Origin of the sequence: Albibacillus kandeliae (assembly GCF_003116585.1) — a bacterium.
GTDB lineage: Bacteria > Pseudomonadota > Alphaproteobacteria > Rhodobacterales > Rhodobacteraceae > Albibacillus > Albibacillus kandeliae.
The window spans coordinates 126,584-141,135 of the sequence record NZ_QEHM01000003.1 but is presented as its reverse complement, the minus strand read 5'-3'; the positions used below and the strand labels follow the sequence as shown (position 1 = coordinate 141,135).

14 protein-coding genes are annotated in these 14,552 nt (G+C 69.2%); 3 read left to right on the top strand and 11 right to left on the bottom strand.

All coding sequences use genetic code 11. The features are described from left to right. Positions 1–10 precede the first annotated feature (10 nt). Positions 11–787, top strand: a complete 777-nt coding sequence (locus DDT93_RS06630) for an oxepin-CoA hydrolase, alternative type (RefSeq protein WP_109465030.1) — start codon at positions 11–13, stop codon at positions 785–787. Further along, a complete protein-coding gene (locus DDT93_RS06625; protein WP_232825389.1) occupies positions 784–2,289 on the top strand; it encodes a class I adenylate-forming enzyme family protein in 1,506 nt (501 codons plus the stop codon). Before DDT93_RS06630 ends, DDT93_RS06625 begins: the two co-directional genes overlap by 4 nt. A gap of 25 nt (positions 2,290–2,314) precedes the next feature. On the opposite strand, the gene rpe is transcribed toward DDT93_RS06625, so the two are convergent. The 10 genes from rpe to DDT93_RS06575 all read right to left on the bottom strand — a co-directional run bounded on the left by rpe (position 2,315) and on the right by DDT93_RS06575 (position 11,194). Next, positions 2,315–3,004: a ribulose-phosphate 3-epimerase gene (gene rpe, locus DDT93_RS06620; protein WP_109465029.1), complete on the bottom strand. Its 690-nt coding sequence runs from the start codon at positions 3,002–3,004 to the stop codon at positions 2,315–2,317. Between the two features lie 194 nt (positions 3,005–3,198). Beyond that, positions 3,199–3,963, bottom strand: a complete 765-nt coding sequence (locus tag DDT93_RS06615; protein ID WP_109465028.1) for an SDR family oxidoreductase — start codon at positions 3,961–3,963, stop codon at positions 3,199–3,201. A gap of 26 nt (positions 3,964–3,989) precedes the next feature. Beyond that, the gene (locus DDT93_RS06610; RefSeq protein WP_109465027.1) at positions 3,990–4,679 is read right to left on the bottom strand and encodes a DUF1045 domain-containing protein; all 690 of its coding nucleotides are present in this window, start codon (positions 4,677–4,679) and stop codon (positions 3,990–3,992) included. 23 nt (positions 4,680–4,702) lie between these two features. Further along, complete coding sequence (locus DDT93_RS06605) at positions 4,703–5,179, bottom strand: class I SAM-dependent methyltransferase (protein WP_109465026.1); 477 nt, start codon at positions 5,177–5,179, stop codon at positions 4,703–4,705. Further along, entirely contained in the window at positions 5,176–5,940 is a 765-nt protein-coding gene (locus DDT93_RS06600) for a polysaccharide deacetylase family protein (RefSeq protein WP_109465025.1), read from the bottom strand. Before DDT93_RS06600 ends, DDT93_RS06605 begins: the two co-directional genes overlap by 4 nt. Further along, positions 5,937–7,079: a glycosyltransferase family protein gene (locus tag DDT93_RS06595; RefSeq protein WP_109465024.1), complete on the bottom strand. Its 1,143-nt coding sequence runs from the start codon at positions 7,077–7,079 to the stop codon at positions 5,937–5,939. Before DDT93_RS06595 ends, DDT93_RS06600 begins: the two co-directional genes overlap by 4 nt. Then, positions 7,076–7,666 carry a histidine phosphatase family protein gene (locus DDT93_RS06590; protein WP_109465023.1) on the bottom strand — a complete coding sequence of 197 codons (591 nt, stop codon included), beginning with the start codon at positions 7,664–7,666 and terminating at the stop codon, positions 7,076–7,078. The genes DDT93_RS06595 and DDT93_RS06590 overlap by 4 nt, the downstream gene beginning before the upstream one ends. Further along, positions 7,663–8,736: a glycosyltransferase family 4 protein gene (locus DDT93_RS06585; protein WP_232825388.1), complete on the bottom strand. Its 1,074-nt coding sequence runs from the start codon at positions 8,734–8,736 to the stop codon at positions 7,663–7,665. Before DDT93_RS06585 ends, DDT93_RS06590 begins: the two co-directional genes overlap by 4 nt. Next, the gene (locus tag DDT93_RS06580) at positions 8,733–9,986 is read right to left on the bottom strand and encodes a glycosyltransferase family 4 protein (RefSeq protein ID WP_109465022.1); all 1,254 of its coding nucleotides are present in this window, start codon (positions 9,984–9,986) and stop codon (positions 8,733–8,735) included. The genes DDT93_RS06585 and DDT93_RS06580 overlap by 4 nt, the downstream gene beginning before the upstream one ends. Further along, positions 9,983–11,194, bottom strand: coding sequence for a glycosyltransferase family protein (locus DDT93_RS06575; protein ID WP_109465021.1), 1,212 nt, complete (start codon positions 11,192–11,194; stop codon positions 9,983–9,985). Before DDT93_RS06575 ends, DDT93_RS06580 begins: the two co-directional genes overlap by 4 nt. A gap of 356 nt (positions 11,195–11,550) precedes the next feature. Between DDT93_RS06575 and DDT93_RS06570 the strand changes: the two genes are divergently transcribed. Beyond that, positions 11,551–13,968, top strand: coding sequence for a mechanosensitive ion channel family protein (locus tag DDT93_RS06570; protein WP_109465020.1), 2,418 nt, complete (start codon positions 11,551–11,553; stop codon positions 13,966–13,968). Between the two features lie 12 nt (positions 13,969–13,980). Here the strand turns inward: DDT93_RS06570 and DDT93_RS06565 are convergent, their stop codons facing one another. Continuing rightward, positions 13,981–14,352 (bottom strand): hypothetical protein, encoded by a 372-nt coding sequence (locus DDT93_RS06565; RefSeq protein ID WP_157960117.1) that lies wholly within the window; start codon positions 14,350–14,352, stop codon positions 13,981–13,983. Between the last annotated feature and the right edge of the window lie 200 nt (positions 14,353–14,552).

Below are 14,552 nucleotides of genomic sequence, written 5' to 3'. Positions count from 1 at the left end.
GGAGGGGCGCATGGCATTGGCCCGGGTGGAGGACAAGGGCGACCGCCTTGTCGTGGTGAACATGAACGCGTCCCGCCGGGGCGCGCTGACGCCGGAATTCTACGAAACCGTCATGGCGGCGATGGCGCAGGCCGCCGAGCCCCGTATCCGCGCGGTGATCATCACCGCCGAGGGCGGCTTCTTCTGCGCCGGGGGCGATCTGAACGTGCTGATCTCGCGGCGGGACCTGCCCGAGATGGAGCGGCGCGAGAAGGTCGACATGCTGCATGACATGATCCGCGCGATCCGGGGCTGCAAGGTACCGGTGATCGCCGCCGTCGAAGGCGGTGCCGCCGGGGCCGGGGCCTCGCTGGCGCTGGCCTGTGACTTCATCGTTGCCGACGAGGGCGCAAACTTCACCGCCTCCTACGTAAAGGCGGGTCTGGTGCCCGATGGCGGGCTGACCTCGGCCCTCTCGCGCCTGCTGCCGCGTGCGCTGGCGATGGAAATGTGCCTGCTGGCCCGCCCGGTCAGTGCGGCCCGGATGGCCGCCCTGGGCGCCATCACCGCGGCGGTTCCCGCAGGCACCGCCGATGCCGAGGCGATGGCGCTGGCCGACGCGCTGGCAAAGGGCCCGCGCGAGGCGCTCGGCGTCACCCGTCAGATGGTGGCCGGGGCCTACGAGGCGACCGAGGCCGCCCAGCTCGACCGCGAGCGCGACGCCATGGCCGCGGCGCAGGGCGGGGCGGAGGCGGCGGAAGGCATCGCCGCCTTCCTCGAGAAACGGAAACCGGACTTCACCAAGTGAGCGGCGCGGTGGACACGGGCCGCTGGCACGCTTTCCTCGACGCCCGCGTCGCCGACCGGGGCGACGCCCCGGCGGTTTCGGACTCGACCGGCGTCCGCTGGACCTACAGCGCGCTCGACGCCGCCTGCGAGGCAGTGCGCGCCCGGCTGGAGGAGGCGGGTGTCCGCGCGGGCGACCGGGTGCTCCTGCTCTCCGAGAACTGCGCCGCCGCCATGGCGGCGCTCTTCGCCTGCTCGCGGATGGGCGCCATCGTCTCGCCCGCCAACGCGCGGCAGTCGCCCTCCGAGATCGACCGCATCATCGCCCATGCCCGCCCCGCGGCGATCCTGTTCACCACCGGCGCCTCGCGTGACGCCCTGACCCATGCCGAGCGTCTGGGTGGCCAGCCGATCAGCGGTGCCTTCGGCGAGATGCATCTGGTGACGCCCTTCGACAGCAACCCGGACGACCTGCCGGACGTGGCCGTGCTGCTCTACACCACAGGCACGACGGGCGATCCCAAGGGCGTGATGCTGACCCACGGCAACCTGCGCTTCGGCGGGCAGAGCTCGGCGGCACAGCGCAACATGGTTGCCGAAGACCTGATCTACGGCGTGCTGCCGATCACCCATGTCTTCGGCCTGACCTCGATCACCACCGCCGCCACCGTGGCCGGTGCCCCGATCCATTTCGAGGCGCGCTTCTCCGCCGCCCGCCTTTACGAGGCGCTGATCTCCGGGGTCACGCTGTTCTCGGGCGTGCCCCAGATGCATGCGCTGTTGATGCAGTATGCCAAGGAGCAGGGGCACGACCGCCTGCCGGAGAACCGGCTGCGCTATGTCTCCTCCGGCGCCGCGCCGCTGGACCCGGCATGGAAGCGCAGGGCAGAGGCCTTCTACGGCGTCGCACTGCAGAACGGTTATGGCATGACCGAGACCACGGCGGGCGCGACCCTGACCCACAGCACGCTGGGCGACCCCGACGTGTCCTGCGGTCCGGCGCTGCCGGGCACCGGCCTGCGCATCGACGAGACGGTGCCGGGCGGGGGCGACGGTGTCGGCGAGGTGCTGGCCTGGGGCCCCAACATCATGAAGGGCTACTATCGCAACCCCGAAGCGACCGCCGCCGTGCTGGACGCCGAGGGCTGGCTGCGCACCGGTGACCTCGGCAAGATCGACGCCGAGGGCCGCCTGCACATCGTGGGCCGGTCGAAGGAGCTGATCATCCACGGCGGTTTCAACGTCTACCCGCCCGAAGTCGAGGCTGCGCTGAACGACCACCCGCAGGTGATCCAATGCGCGGTGATCGGGCGGCGGGTCGACGGGGACGAGGAAGTGCTGGCCTTCGTCCAGGCCGCGCCCGGAGATCTGCCGGAGGTCGCGGACCTGCGCGCCTTCGCGGCCGAGCGGCTGGCGGGCTACAAGCGCCCGTCGAGGATCATCGTGGCGACGGACCTGCCCGCCGCCCCGACGGGGAAGATCCTCAAGCATCGCCTGCTGGAGGCCTTCAGGGACCAGCTCTGACCGCGCCGCCGGGCGCGGCGGGGCTTCAGGCGTAGACGCCCTCGGCCGCCGCGCGGATGGCGCGGATGTTCTCGCCATAGGGCGCGGGGTCCTTCACCGATCCGCCCTTGAACACGGCGGAACCGGCCACCAGCACATCGGCCCCGGCCTGCGCCACCAGCGGCGCGGTCTTGGGATCGACGCCGCCATCGATCTCGATATGCACCGGACGATCGCCGATCATCGCCCGCAGTTCCCTGATCTTGGACGACATGTCGATGAACTTCTGCCCGCCGAAGCCGGGGTTCACCGTCATCACGCAGATCAGGTCGGTCAGGTCCAGCAGGTGCTCGACCGCCGAGGCCGGGGTGCCCGGGTTCAGCGCCACGCCCGCCTTGGCGCCCGCCGCGCGGATCGCCTGAAGCGTGCGGTGGATGTGCGGCCCTGCCTCGACGTGGGCGGAGATCACGTCGGCGCCCGCCTGCGCGAAGGCGTCGATGTAGGGATCGACCGGCGCGATCATCAGGTGGACGTCCATCACGCCCTTGATATGCGGCCGGATCGCCGCGCACATGGCCGGGCCGAAGGTGATGTTCGGCACGAAATGCCCGTCCATCACGTCGACATGCACCCAGTCGGCGCCCTGCGCCTCGATGGCCTCGCATTCCGCGCCGAAGTTGGCGAAATCGGCGGCGAGGATGGACGGGGCGATCTTGATCTTGCGGTCGAAGGACATGGCGGCACCTCTCTGGCTCGGGTCAGCGCTGCATATACGCATCGGGGCGCCCCTTGCCCAGAGGCAGTTCAGCGAACCCCGCGTCGTACGGGTGGCGCATGGCGCGCATTGAGTATTTTCAGAGAAAAGATGGGCTGCTCCGTTCATCTTTTCTCTTCAAATACTCGAACCCGAACCTCTCGGCGCGCGCGGCCTCAGGCAGACGGCAGCCCCGCCAACCGGCGCCCTTCCTCGGTCTTCAGCGAGAAATCGGTGCCGAGGAAGGCATCGCCGCCCGGCGTGCAGAGGAAGGCGAGGCCCTTGGCCACGTATTCGGGCGGGATGTGGACCGAGAAGTCGAGCTGGCTGACCGGGTTCACGCCGGAGGCCTTGATCTGAACCTGCATCTCGGTGGCAACGGTGCCCGGGCTGAGGCCCATGACGCGGATGCCGTGATCGCGGTACTCGGTGTCGGTGCATCTGGTCAGCGAGAGCACGGCGGCCTTGGTGGCGCAGTAGTGGCTCCAGCCCTCCAGCGCGCCGGTGGCGGCGCCGGAGCTGATGTTGATGATGGTGCCGCCGCCCTGACCCAGCATCACCGGCAGTGCGGCGCGAATGCCGTGGTAGACGCCCTTGAGGTTGATGTCGACGACCTTGCCCCATTCGGCCGGATCGCTCTCGTCGAGGCGAGCAATGGGTTCGATCACCCCGGCGTTGTTGATCAGGACATCCACCGTGGCAAAGGCCTCGCGCGTGCGCGCGACAAGGGCCGAGACCGAGGCCCAGTCGGCCACGTCGCAAGGCACGGCAAGGGCCCGGCCGCCGGCCGCGTTGATCTCGTCGGCGATGGCTTCGATCGCGGTTGCACCGCGGGCCGCGAGGACCACGCGGGCCCCGGCCTCGGCGAAGTGGCGCGCCGTGGCGGCGCCGATCCCGCGGCTGGCGCCGGTGATGATGACGGTCTTTTCCGAGAGGGTCATTGGGTGGTCCTTTCGATCAGGTGGGGTCAGCCGCCTAGCGGGAAGCGGCGGATCAGGTGAAAGCGCCCGTCCGGCGCCTCGCCGGCGAGGGCGATGTCGTGGATGGGGAACGGGGCGGGCAGCATCGGCGAGAGGGCGTGGTCCAGTGCTGCCTGCACGGCGGCGAGATCGCCCTTGCCGAGGCGGCCCGAGAGGGTGACGTGGAAGCGGAAGCTCTCCATGACATAGGGATAGCCCCAGCGCGCGAGGTTGTCTTCCTGCGCCGCCGAGAGCCCCGCGGCGCGGCGGCGTTCCAGCTCCTCCGGCGGGGCCGGGGCGCGGAAGGCGTCGAGCGCCTCGACGCAGGTCGCCGCCAGCGCGTTCATCGGGGCCGCGTCCCCCTCGATCTGCAGCGCGAGAAAGCTGCCGAGGCGCTGAAGCGACAGGCCGTCGAGGTCGAAGGGCGAGAGACCCGCCGCCATCGTGGCGCAGGCCGTCTCCAAGGCCGCCGCGTCCTGCCCTTCGGCCAGCCGGAACGGCGGTTTCAGCGTTGCGTGCAGCCCGTACTTGCGCGGGGTCTTGGTGATCTCCTCGACCGGCAGCGGCAGGCCGGACAGCTCCGGATGCGGCGCGGGGGCGGCGGCTATCATGTCCCAGCCGAGCCAGGAGGTGCAGAAGCGCGCCCAGTCCGCGCCCTCGTCGGGGACGTAGTAGATGGCGTAGCGTGTCGGGGTCATGGGAACCTCAAATTCGCGCCCCCTCAGGCGCGGTAGAACATGTAGCGTTGCGAGGGGATGCCGGGCGGGCCGACGATCTCGGTGAAGCCGACCAGCGGCTGGCCCGAGACCAGCAGGCCGCCCGGCACCATGAGTTTCGCGATCAGCGGCGAGAGGCGCGCGGATTCGGCCCAGTCGACGGCGTTTACCCCGTGGCCGAAGTCGTAGTGGGCGAGGGCGAATTTCACCCCCTTCGCGATCAGGATTTCCATCATCGCGTCGGCCTCACCCCGCAGGAAGTTCTCTTCGGGCGGAATGCAGGAGGGGTGGCAGTTCTGCTCGCGGTCGAAGACCCAGATGGTGCGGTCGGGCATCAGCTCGCGGATGTGGTCGTAGGTGCGCCCGTTGCCGAGGCCGTACTCGCCGATGTCGCCGGGGAGGTCGCCGAGTTGTCCGGCGACCCAGTTCAGGCCGTCGCGCTGTGCGGTCAGGCGGCGCAGAACGCTGTCCAGTCGGCTCATCGCGGGGTGTCCTCCAGTGTCAGGGCCGACCAAGGCGTGACGGGGCCGTCCATCAGGCGTGTCAGCAGGGCGTCGACAAACCCCCAGATCGCCTCGTCGTGGACGAGGTGGTGAGTCAGCAGACCGTAGGGTTCGCCATTGTCGTGGCGCCCCGCGCGCCGCGCGCAGAGGTCGGCGACGAGCTGAGCGAGGAGGTCTGCGGCCGGTCGCAGCGAGCGGGTGCCGTGCCAGTCGATGGGATCAAGATGGGTGTTGACCGCCAGCACCCCGGGCGCCACCTCGGGCGTGCTGCGCGGGCCGAAGGTCGAGAGCGCGGCATAGCCCGCCTCGGGCAGCGCGGCGGCCATGTCGGCTCCGATGCGGTTCCAAGGCGGCACGAAGAGCGGTGCCGGGGCCATGCCCAGCACCTCGGTCAGCCGCGCCATGCCCCGGCGCGCCTCGGCAAGGCGTTCGGGCAGCGGGCGGTGCGGGCGGAACTCGGATTTCTTTTCCCCGGCCGGGGCGTGGTTGGCATGGGCCCAGCCGTGCACGAGGGGGATCATCCGGTGGGCGCGGAGCGGGGCGGCGAGGCCCGGTTGCGCGCCCGCCGGGATGATGGCGAGGTGCACCGGCAGGCCGTGCCGGATCGACAGGGAACCAAGCCGGTCGAGCGCCGCCGTGTCTTGCACCGCGTCGTCGTCGCGCCACCACAGCGGCAACGTGAGCCCCGCGTCGCGCCAGAGGGCGAGTTCGGTGTCCAGCGCCTGCCAGTCGAGGGTCATTGCCGTCCTTCCGCCATGTCCACCGCGATTGCCACGGATCGCGCCGCGCCGTCAAACTGGCCGAGGTCGACCGGGCGGCGCGGTGCCTGCCGCACCAGCTCCACTGCGCGCAGCAGCGTATCGGGGCTCAGGTCTGCCGAGGCGAGCACGCTGAACCCCGGGAGGCGGGCGAGAGAGTGCGCCCTCAGCCCCTGTTCCACCTCGTTCCCCGCGTCGAAGGGCACCAGTACCGCCGGGGTGCCCGCCATCAGCAGGTCGATCGCGGTGTTGTAGCCGCACATGCTGACCGAGGCCGCGGCGCGCGGCAGCAGCTGCCGGAAGTCGCTGCGCGCAGGTTCGACGATGCTCGCCGTTCCTTCGACGAGGGCGCGCAATTCGACCACCAGCGCGCCGTGATCGGCACCGCCCACGAGGATGCGCCACGTTTGGTCGGGCTGCTCTACGGCGGCCCGCGCGGCGGCGCGGAACAGGGTCTCTCCAACGGCACCGCCGCCCGCGCTGACCACGATCTCGCCCGTGCCCGTCCCCTCGGGGTGAGGCTTGGCCGGGGCCGGGGCGACATAGCCGGTGTAGCGCAGCAGAGGCCGGACAGTCTCGCTCACCGGCCAGCTTGCCTCTAGCGGCATGGTCGCGGCGTCGGAGTGCACCAGGACGCCGTCGTACAGGTTGGCGAGGATCTCGGCGGCGCGTTCGGCGCGCGCGGGCTTGGACGGCGGGGCAAGGATGTCACGGACCGAGGACAGCACCAGCGGCGGCTTGGTCAGCGCTGCGGCGCTCTCCAGCAGGGCGAGGAACTCGTCGGTCAGGATGCGGCGGCCAAAGGGGAAGAGCTCGGTGATCAGGATGTCGGGCTGAAACGCCAGCACCGTCACCGCGAGGGCATCGCGGCGGGCGGTCAGCAGGTCGGGGCCGGCGACGGCGCTCTCGGCGTCAAGCAGGCGGCTGAAGTCGGTCCCGTCCGAGCGCAGCGGGGGGAGCTGCTCCAGTTCGATGCCGTCCGAGACGAGCTGCGGCGCAGGCATCCCGCCCGAGACGACGCGAGCCCGGTGCCCCGCTGCCACGAAAGCGCGCGCAAGGGTCAGGGCCCGCGACAGGTGCCCCGTCCCGAGGAGGTGGGTGACGACGATCAGGACCTTCACCCGGCGTCCTCCCTCGTGACCAGCCGCACGGGGTCGCCCTCCGGACGCAACCGGTTGCCGTCGAACGTCAGCACGAATAGGCGGTTGCGCTTGACGCGGAAGGGGGCGGGGCCGTCGAACTCCCAGTCATGTGCGCGCGCCAGCAGGATGCGCATGACGCCGATGTGGCAGACGGCCACCGCGTCGCCGGTCAGCCCCACAAGCCAGGGTTCGAGCCGGATCCACAGGTCGCGCGGGGACTCGCCTCCGGGCGGGCGATAATCCCAGCCCCAGTTCTCGATATCGCGGAACCCGCTCTCCGGGTCGGCCAAGAGGTCGGCGCCGTGCAGCCCCTCCCATGCGCCCCAGTTCATCTCGATCAGCGCCTCGTCGGTACGCGGCGTCTGCCCGGTCAGCAGTTCGGCGCTCTGGCAGGCCCGCAGCAGAGGGCTCGACCACAGCTCGGCGCGGTTCCACGGCTCGGGCAGGCGAAGCCCGGCGAGGGCCTCGGCGCCCTCGGCATCCAGCGGGATGTCGCTGCGGCCCTGGATCCGGTGGGCGCGGTTCCACGGGGTCACACCGTGGCGCAACAGGGCAAGCCGGATCATGCGGTCGCCCCCGCGAGGGCCCGGATCGCGGGCAGCAGGGTCTCGCGCGCGGCGGGCAGCAGGTGGTGCGCGGCCACATGGGCGCGGGCGCGTTCGCCTTCAGCCTGTCGCGCCGTGCGGTCCGCCAGCAGCGCGTCGATCCGCCGGGCGACCGCGGGGGCACCGTCCTCCAGCGGAGTACCGGGAGTGGCGAGCACGTCGCGCACCCCGGGGCGGTCCTGCGCCACCACGGGCAATCCGGCAGCCTGCGCTTCGAGATACACCATGCCATAGGCTTCGTTCACGCCGGGCCAGACAAAGGCGGCGGCGCGGGCATAGGCGGCGGCCAGATCCGGGCCGTCGAGCCGGCCCAGCTGGCGCACACGGTCACCGTATGGCGCCATCAGCGCGGCGATTTCGTCTCGGGCATCGCCATCGCCGACGATCTCCAGCCGCCAGTCGGGGTGGCTGATCAGGCCCAGTACCTCGGCGATGACGCGGTAGGAGGCGAGCTTGTCGCCCTGCCGCATCATGCCCACGGCCAGCAGGGTGGCTTGGCTGCCCGCGTCGGCGGCAGGCGAGGGCAGCGACTCCAGCGGCAGGAAGGGGTGGAGGTGGCGCAGGTCCTGCCCGGCGGGACGGTCGCGCTCCAACGTGGCCCGGTCCTGCTCGGTCAGATAGAAGATCAGGTCGGCGGCATCGCTGGCGGCCTCGGCGGCTGAGGCAAAGCGCGCCCATGGGCCGGTCAGGCGGCTCTTCGCCCGCGTTGCCTCGATCAGCACGTATGGCAGGTTCAGCGCCTTGCAGACGGCGGGCCCGACGAGGTCGGGCGCCTTGTAGTAGTTGTGATAGGTCACCCAGGCCTGCGGCGGCGCGCCGGTCAGGGCATCGACCAGCCGAGCGGCCTCGTCCCGGGCGGCCTCGAACAGGCGGTCCTGCGCCCCGGCATCGCCCGCAGGATCGTAGAGACGCAGGTCGGACACGGTCTCGCGCTCTCCGAGCGCCAGCATCAGGTTGCGCGCCATCGCCCGGTCGCCCGAGGGCGTCGGATGGCCTGGGGGCTTCATCGGGGCGTAAAAGGCCAGCTTCATGCCTCGGCTCCGCAGCCGATCAGCGCATTCAGCCGCGCGCCCAACAGTGCGATCCCGGGCTGCATGGTGAAACTCTCGTACAGGCGACGGTGCGCGGCCTCGGCCATGCGGCGCGCCTCGTCCGGGTGATCGGCCACGCGGAGGATCGCATCGGCAAGGTCGGCGGGCGTGTCAGAGACCAGCAGGCCCTGCGCGCCACTCTCGATGAACTCGGGGATCGCCGAAACCGGCGTCGACAGGATCGGCAGCTTCTGCGAGGCCGCTTCCATCAGCACGTTGGGCAGCCCGTCCCGGTCGCCATCGCGCGCCACGCGGCTCGGCAGAACAAAGAGGTCGGCGTCGCGCATGGCCTCGATCACGTCCGGCTGGTCACAGGCCCCGCGCCAGTCGATCCGGTCGGCGACACCACGTGCCTGCGCAAGCTCCGCCATCTCGCCGGCCAGCGTGCCGCCGCCGATATGCACCCAGCGCCAGTCGAGCCCGGCGGGCAGCAGGGCCAGCGCCTCGATCAGACGATCGAACCCCTTCTTTTCGACCAGCCGGCCCACCGAGAGCATGTTCATCCGGTCACCGGCACGGCGCGGGGGGCGGTCCGGGGCCGGGGGAAAGCGCGACAGGTCCAGCCCGTGATAGACAAGGTCGATCCGGTCGGGCGCCTGTGACAGGTCGCGCAGGTGCTCGGCGTTCAGCGCCGTGCAGGTCGCGCCGAACCGCGCGCCGCCCGCATCGGTTGTCAGCTTTTCCCGCAGCTCCCAGTCGGGCGAGGTCCAGATGTCCTTGGCATGGGCGGAGAAGGCCCAGGGCAGGCCGCGCATCACCGCCGCATAGCGCGCGACCGAGGCGGGCGTGTGCAGGAAATGGGCGTAGATACCCCGCACCTCCGGCGGCAGTTCGGCAGCCAGGACACAGGCCTGGCCAAAGCGACGCACCCGGTTGGTGCTGGTGTCACGTCGCAGGTCGGCGCGCCAGAGCGCCAGCGCCTGCGCATAGCCGGGCAGCTGCTGGGCCACGGCCCGTGCGCGCCAGACCCGTTCGGGTTCTTCGTGGAGATACTCGGGAAGGTAGTTCACCGGCGCGTGCAGCCGGTCGTGCAGCGGGTGGGTCTTGCGGTCGGTCGGGTGTCGCAGCGACCACAGCTCGAACCGGTGCCCGGCCTCCTCCAGCGCCACCAGTTCCTGCGCGATGAAGGTTTCCGACAGGCGCGGCCAGCCCTTCAGCACGACCGCGAGCGGCGCTCGGTCCTGAATCATCCGGCGGCCCGCTCCGCCTGTCCCGAGAGCAGCACCCTGATCCGATCGGTCACGTAGTCCAGCCCGCCCAGCAACTCGTCCGAATGGGCCTCGGAGGGCAGCGGCTGGTGTGGCAGGTTGCGGATGGCCGCGATCATCGAGGCCACGGTCATGCCGTCGCGCGTTTCGTCCAGCATCCGGATCAGGCCAATGTCCTCGGCCTGGCTCGCCCGCAGCCACTGTTCCAGCCGCGGTACGGTCCGGGGCACGATCACCGCGCGCTTGTCGAAGGACAGCACCTCGCAGAAGGTGTTGTAGCCGCCCATGCAGACGACGCCCTGCGCGCCCGCGAACAGGTTCTCGATCCGCGATTCGAAGCCGACGGCACTCACCCGCCCGCCAAGCGCAGCGACACGGACCTCGAACTCCGCGCGGACCTCGCCGGAAAGGAAGGGGCCGTAGACCAGCATGGCACGGGGCCCAAGCTCGGGGTCGGTCTCGTAGGCGGAGAGGACGAGGTCGACCATCGCCTGCCCGTCACCGCCGCCGCCGGGCGTGATCAGGATATAGGGCTGTTCCGGCGGTTCGACCGGGCAGGGCAACTCGCGCCGCAGGTAGCCGGTCCAGTGCATCCGGGCGCGCACGGCCGGGCTCAGCGGCAGACCGGCGGTCGGGTCGTAGATCGAGCGCGGGCCATAGACCCAGATCTCGTCATAGAACCGCTCGGTCGCTTCGACGGCGTGCTTGCGCTCCCACTCGGCCGCCAGCACCTCGGGTTCGTCGAGGACATCGCGCAGGCCCAGCACCAGCATCGTCCGCCCCTCGGCGTGCAGCATGTCCAGCGTCGGTATCAGCTCGCCGCGAAATCCGGTGGGCTCCTTGTCGACGATCAGCACGTCGGGGTCGTACTGCTCGGCGGTCGAGCGGATCAGGGCCGAGCGCAGCTCGGTCGTCTCGTCGATGTCCATGCCCATGGTCTGACTGACATAGGAGCCGTCCCGGCGCTTGGTGACACCGGGCAGGCGCACGTGGTCGACCCGGCGCGGAAAGTCGAACCGTCCGGCCACCGGCGAGCCGGTCAGGATCAGGGCCGAGGCCGCGGGGTCCGCCTGCGTGATCGCCTGCGCCAATGCGCGCGAGCGGCGCAGGTGCCCCAACCCGAAGGTGTCGTGGCTGTAGAGCATGATGCGGGGCGGACGGGCCGTGCGCCGTTGGGAAACGAGGGTCATCGTCACTCCGCAATCCGTAACTGGGGTTCAGGTGCCGACCCTGGCAATGACAGGGCCGCGACCGTTCTTTCGAACTTTCGACAACGCGTGGCCATCATCTGTCCCTCGCCCCGGTCGGTACTGCGTTTTGCCGGTCCACAGGACCAACGGTTGGCGCCACTCGTTCGGTCCCGGCTCCGGTGACGGATCGGGCTTTGGCCCCCTCCTAGCCAAAACCGGGTGGTTTGAAAACATGTAACCCTGCCCGATCCCGTCTGTGCAACCCCTGATCGTAAAGAACTGTTGCGTGGAGGCCAATTGCGCGAAACCGAAGGCTTCTGTAGCCTGTATCCGGCAGTCGAAAAGATGAGGAAAAGATGTTTAAATTCACCGGGCGTATCCTGGCATTCCTCTGCCTTTTCCAGCTCCTGCCGGTCCTGGCCTCGGCCCAGATTTCCCAACTCACATCGCGGGGGTCCGATACGGCGGAAACGGCGGACGCCGAGGGGGCGCAGGCCGGGGAAGGTTCCGACAACGCGCTGGCCGATGCGATCCGCGAGGCGGCGCGGAGCGGCGTCAGCGTGGTGATCATCGACCGCGACGGCAACCTCGTCTCGACCGCCGCGCCGGCGGGAACCACGGCTGACGGAGCCGATGCAGCGGGGTCCGCACCGGGCACCGCGCCCGCCGCGGACCCGAGCAGCAGCATGAAGGGGGCCTCGGCCCTGATGAAGGCGCAGGCCGGGATGTCGCAGTTCCGCCAGACCCTTCGCGATCGGGTCGATGCCCTGCCGAACTCGCTGAACGAGGTCCGCTACATCCTGCGCGCCACCAGTCCGACCGGCGAGATCACCACTTACGTCCGGGTGTTCCTGTGGTGCGCCTTGTTCCTCGTGATCGGCCGCTTCGCCGCTGTCGAGATCTACGGCAAGCGGCTGGTGCGGCGGTTCGTCGTCGGACGGGTGCAGGAGAACCCGCAGGGCTACCTCGAAAAGATGCCCTTCCTCGTGTTCCGCTTCTTCATGGGGATCGGCGGCACGCTGTTCGGGATGCTGGTCGCCTACATCCTGCTGACGATCTTCTTCGGAACCACCGACGACCTGTCGATTCAGTTCACCGTGGCCTCGATCTTCCTCGTCTGGTTCCTGGCCCGGATGGTGTCTGACGTCTGGCGGATGATCCTCTCGCCCTTCCTGACCCAGTACCGCATCCCGGTCTTCTCGGACGCGGACGCCAAGAAGCTCTACTACTGGGCCGCGATCCTTGCGGGCTATGCCGCGATCACGGTGCTGTTCAGCACCTGGATCCACGACTTCGGGCTCAACTACAACGTCTACGCGATCCTCTACGGGCTGCTGTCTCTTGTCGGGGCGCTGCTGCATATCCTGATGATCCTGTTCAACGCCCGCGCGATCACCAATGCACTGCGCGGCGGCAAGCCGGTGGAAGACCTGACATGGGTCACGCGCACCGTGTCCCATGCCTGGGCGCCGGTGCTGATCTTCTACATGGTCGTCGGCTGGCTCGACCTTGCCTACAAGCTGGTGCTGGAACTGCCCGAGTCCCTGCCGATGGTGGCGGGGGCCTATGGCGTCTTCCTCTCGGGCATCGTCGTCTACGGGGTGATCAACTATCTGATCGAGCGCTACTTCGACCGCCGGATGCAGCGCGAGCGGGTCAATGCCCAACTGGCCGAGGCCGAGGCCGCCGAGGACATGGAGGGGCCGCACCCGCGCTGGCGGCCCGACCTCAACACCTACGAGGACCTTGCCCGCCGTGTCGCCGGCATCCTCGCCTTCGTGGCGGGGGCCTATGCGCTGCTGCGGATTTGGGACCCGAAGAACTCGGTGCTGAACGAGAATATCATCGAGAACCTGCTGGACGTCATCGCGATCCTGTTCATCGGCTACGTGATCTATCACTTCTTCCGCATCTGGATCGACACCAAGATCGCCGAGGAGTCGGTGGATGCAGGTGTGGCGGAACTGGGCGACGAAGGCGGCGCCGGAGGAGCCAGCCGCCTCGCGACGCTGCTGCCGCTGTTCCGGGGCGCCATTCTCGCCGTGGTCGTCGTGTCCATCGGTCTGATCGCCCTGATGGAGCTTGGCGTCAACGTCAGCCCGTTGTTCGCGGGCGCCGGGGTGGTCGGCCTCGCGGTCGGCTTCGGCGCGCAGACGCTGGTGCGCGACATCTTCTCGGGCGCGTTCTTCCTGATCGACGACGCCTTCCGCAAGGGCGAGTACATCGACATCGAGAGCGTGAAAGGCACGGTCGAAAAGATCTCGGTCCGCTCGTTCCAGCTGCGCCATCACCTCGGCGCGCTGCACACCATTCCCTTCGGCGAGATCAAGGTGCTGACCAACTACTCGCGGGACTGGGTGATGATGAAGCTGCCGCTGCGGGTGACCTACGACACCGATGTCGAGACCGTGCGCAAGCTGATCAAGAAACTGGGGCAGGAACTGCTCGACGATCCCGAGATCGGGCCGACCTTCCTCCAGCCGCTCAAGTCTCAGGGCGTGATCGAGATGCAGGACAGCGCGATGATCATCCGGGTCAAGTTCATGACCAAGCCGGGCGATCAATGGGTGGTGCGCAAGAAGGTTTACGAGCGCATCCGCGAACTCTTTGCCGAGAAGGGCATCCGCTTCGCCCACCGCGAGGTGACGGTCAGGCTGGCCGATGGCGAGGTTGCGCACCTGAGCGATGCAGAGCGCAAGGCGGTGACCGGTGCGGTGCAGGCGGCGATGGACGAGGATATGATCGACGACGCGATGTCGGGCGACGAACGCTAGGGTCGTGTCGGATCACTCGGGCTGACGACGGGAGACGAGACGCCCGGTCTCGGCCTGCACAGTGGGCTTGCCAAGGCGTTCGGTCAGAACGGCGCGCGAATGGCCGAGCGAGGCGCAGGTGCAGAGGGAAACGCCGGTCAGTTCGTTGACCAGCACCAGCCGGTCCTCGTCAAAGCGCAGGTGAAACCCGCGCTCGTCCAGTGCCGCGATCAGACCGTCCCAGTCGGTCGCATTGGTGAAGGCCGAGCTGACATGGCAGGCGAGGGAAATGGCGGATTCGCTGTCCAGCGCGGTTTCCATCGTGCCCCGCACGCGGTCGCTCCAGACCGTCGGCATCGGCTGGTTGGCCGGGAAATCGGCAAGATCGAAGGCGTAGTCTTTCATGTCGGACCTCATAACTTTCTCGCTTTCACAACGGTACTCGGTAACTTTGGTTCCTCTGCATCCGGGGTGGGGTCATTCTGGGCCGGAACTGTGACCCTGTCTGTGAACCCGGACACAAAGCCTATCCGGCAGTATGAGGACCGCGCGGCAAATCCCCAAAACCCGGGGCGGGAAAAGGCCCGGATTGGACTGGGAAAATT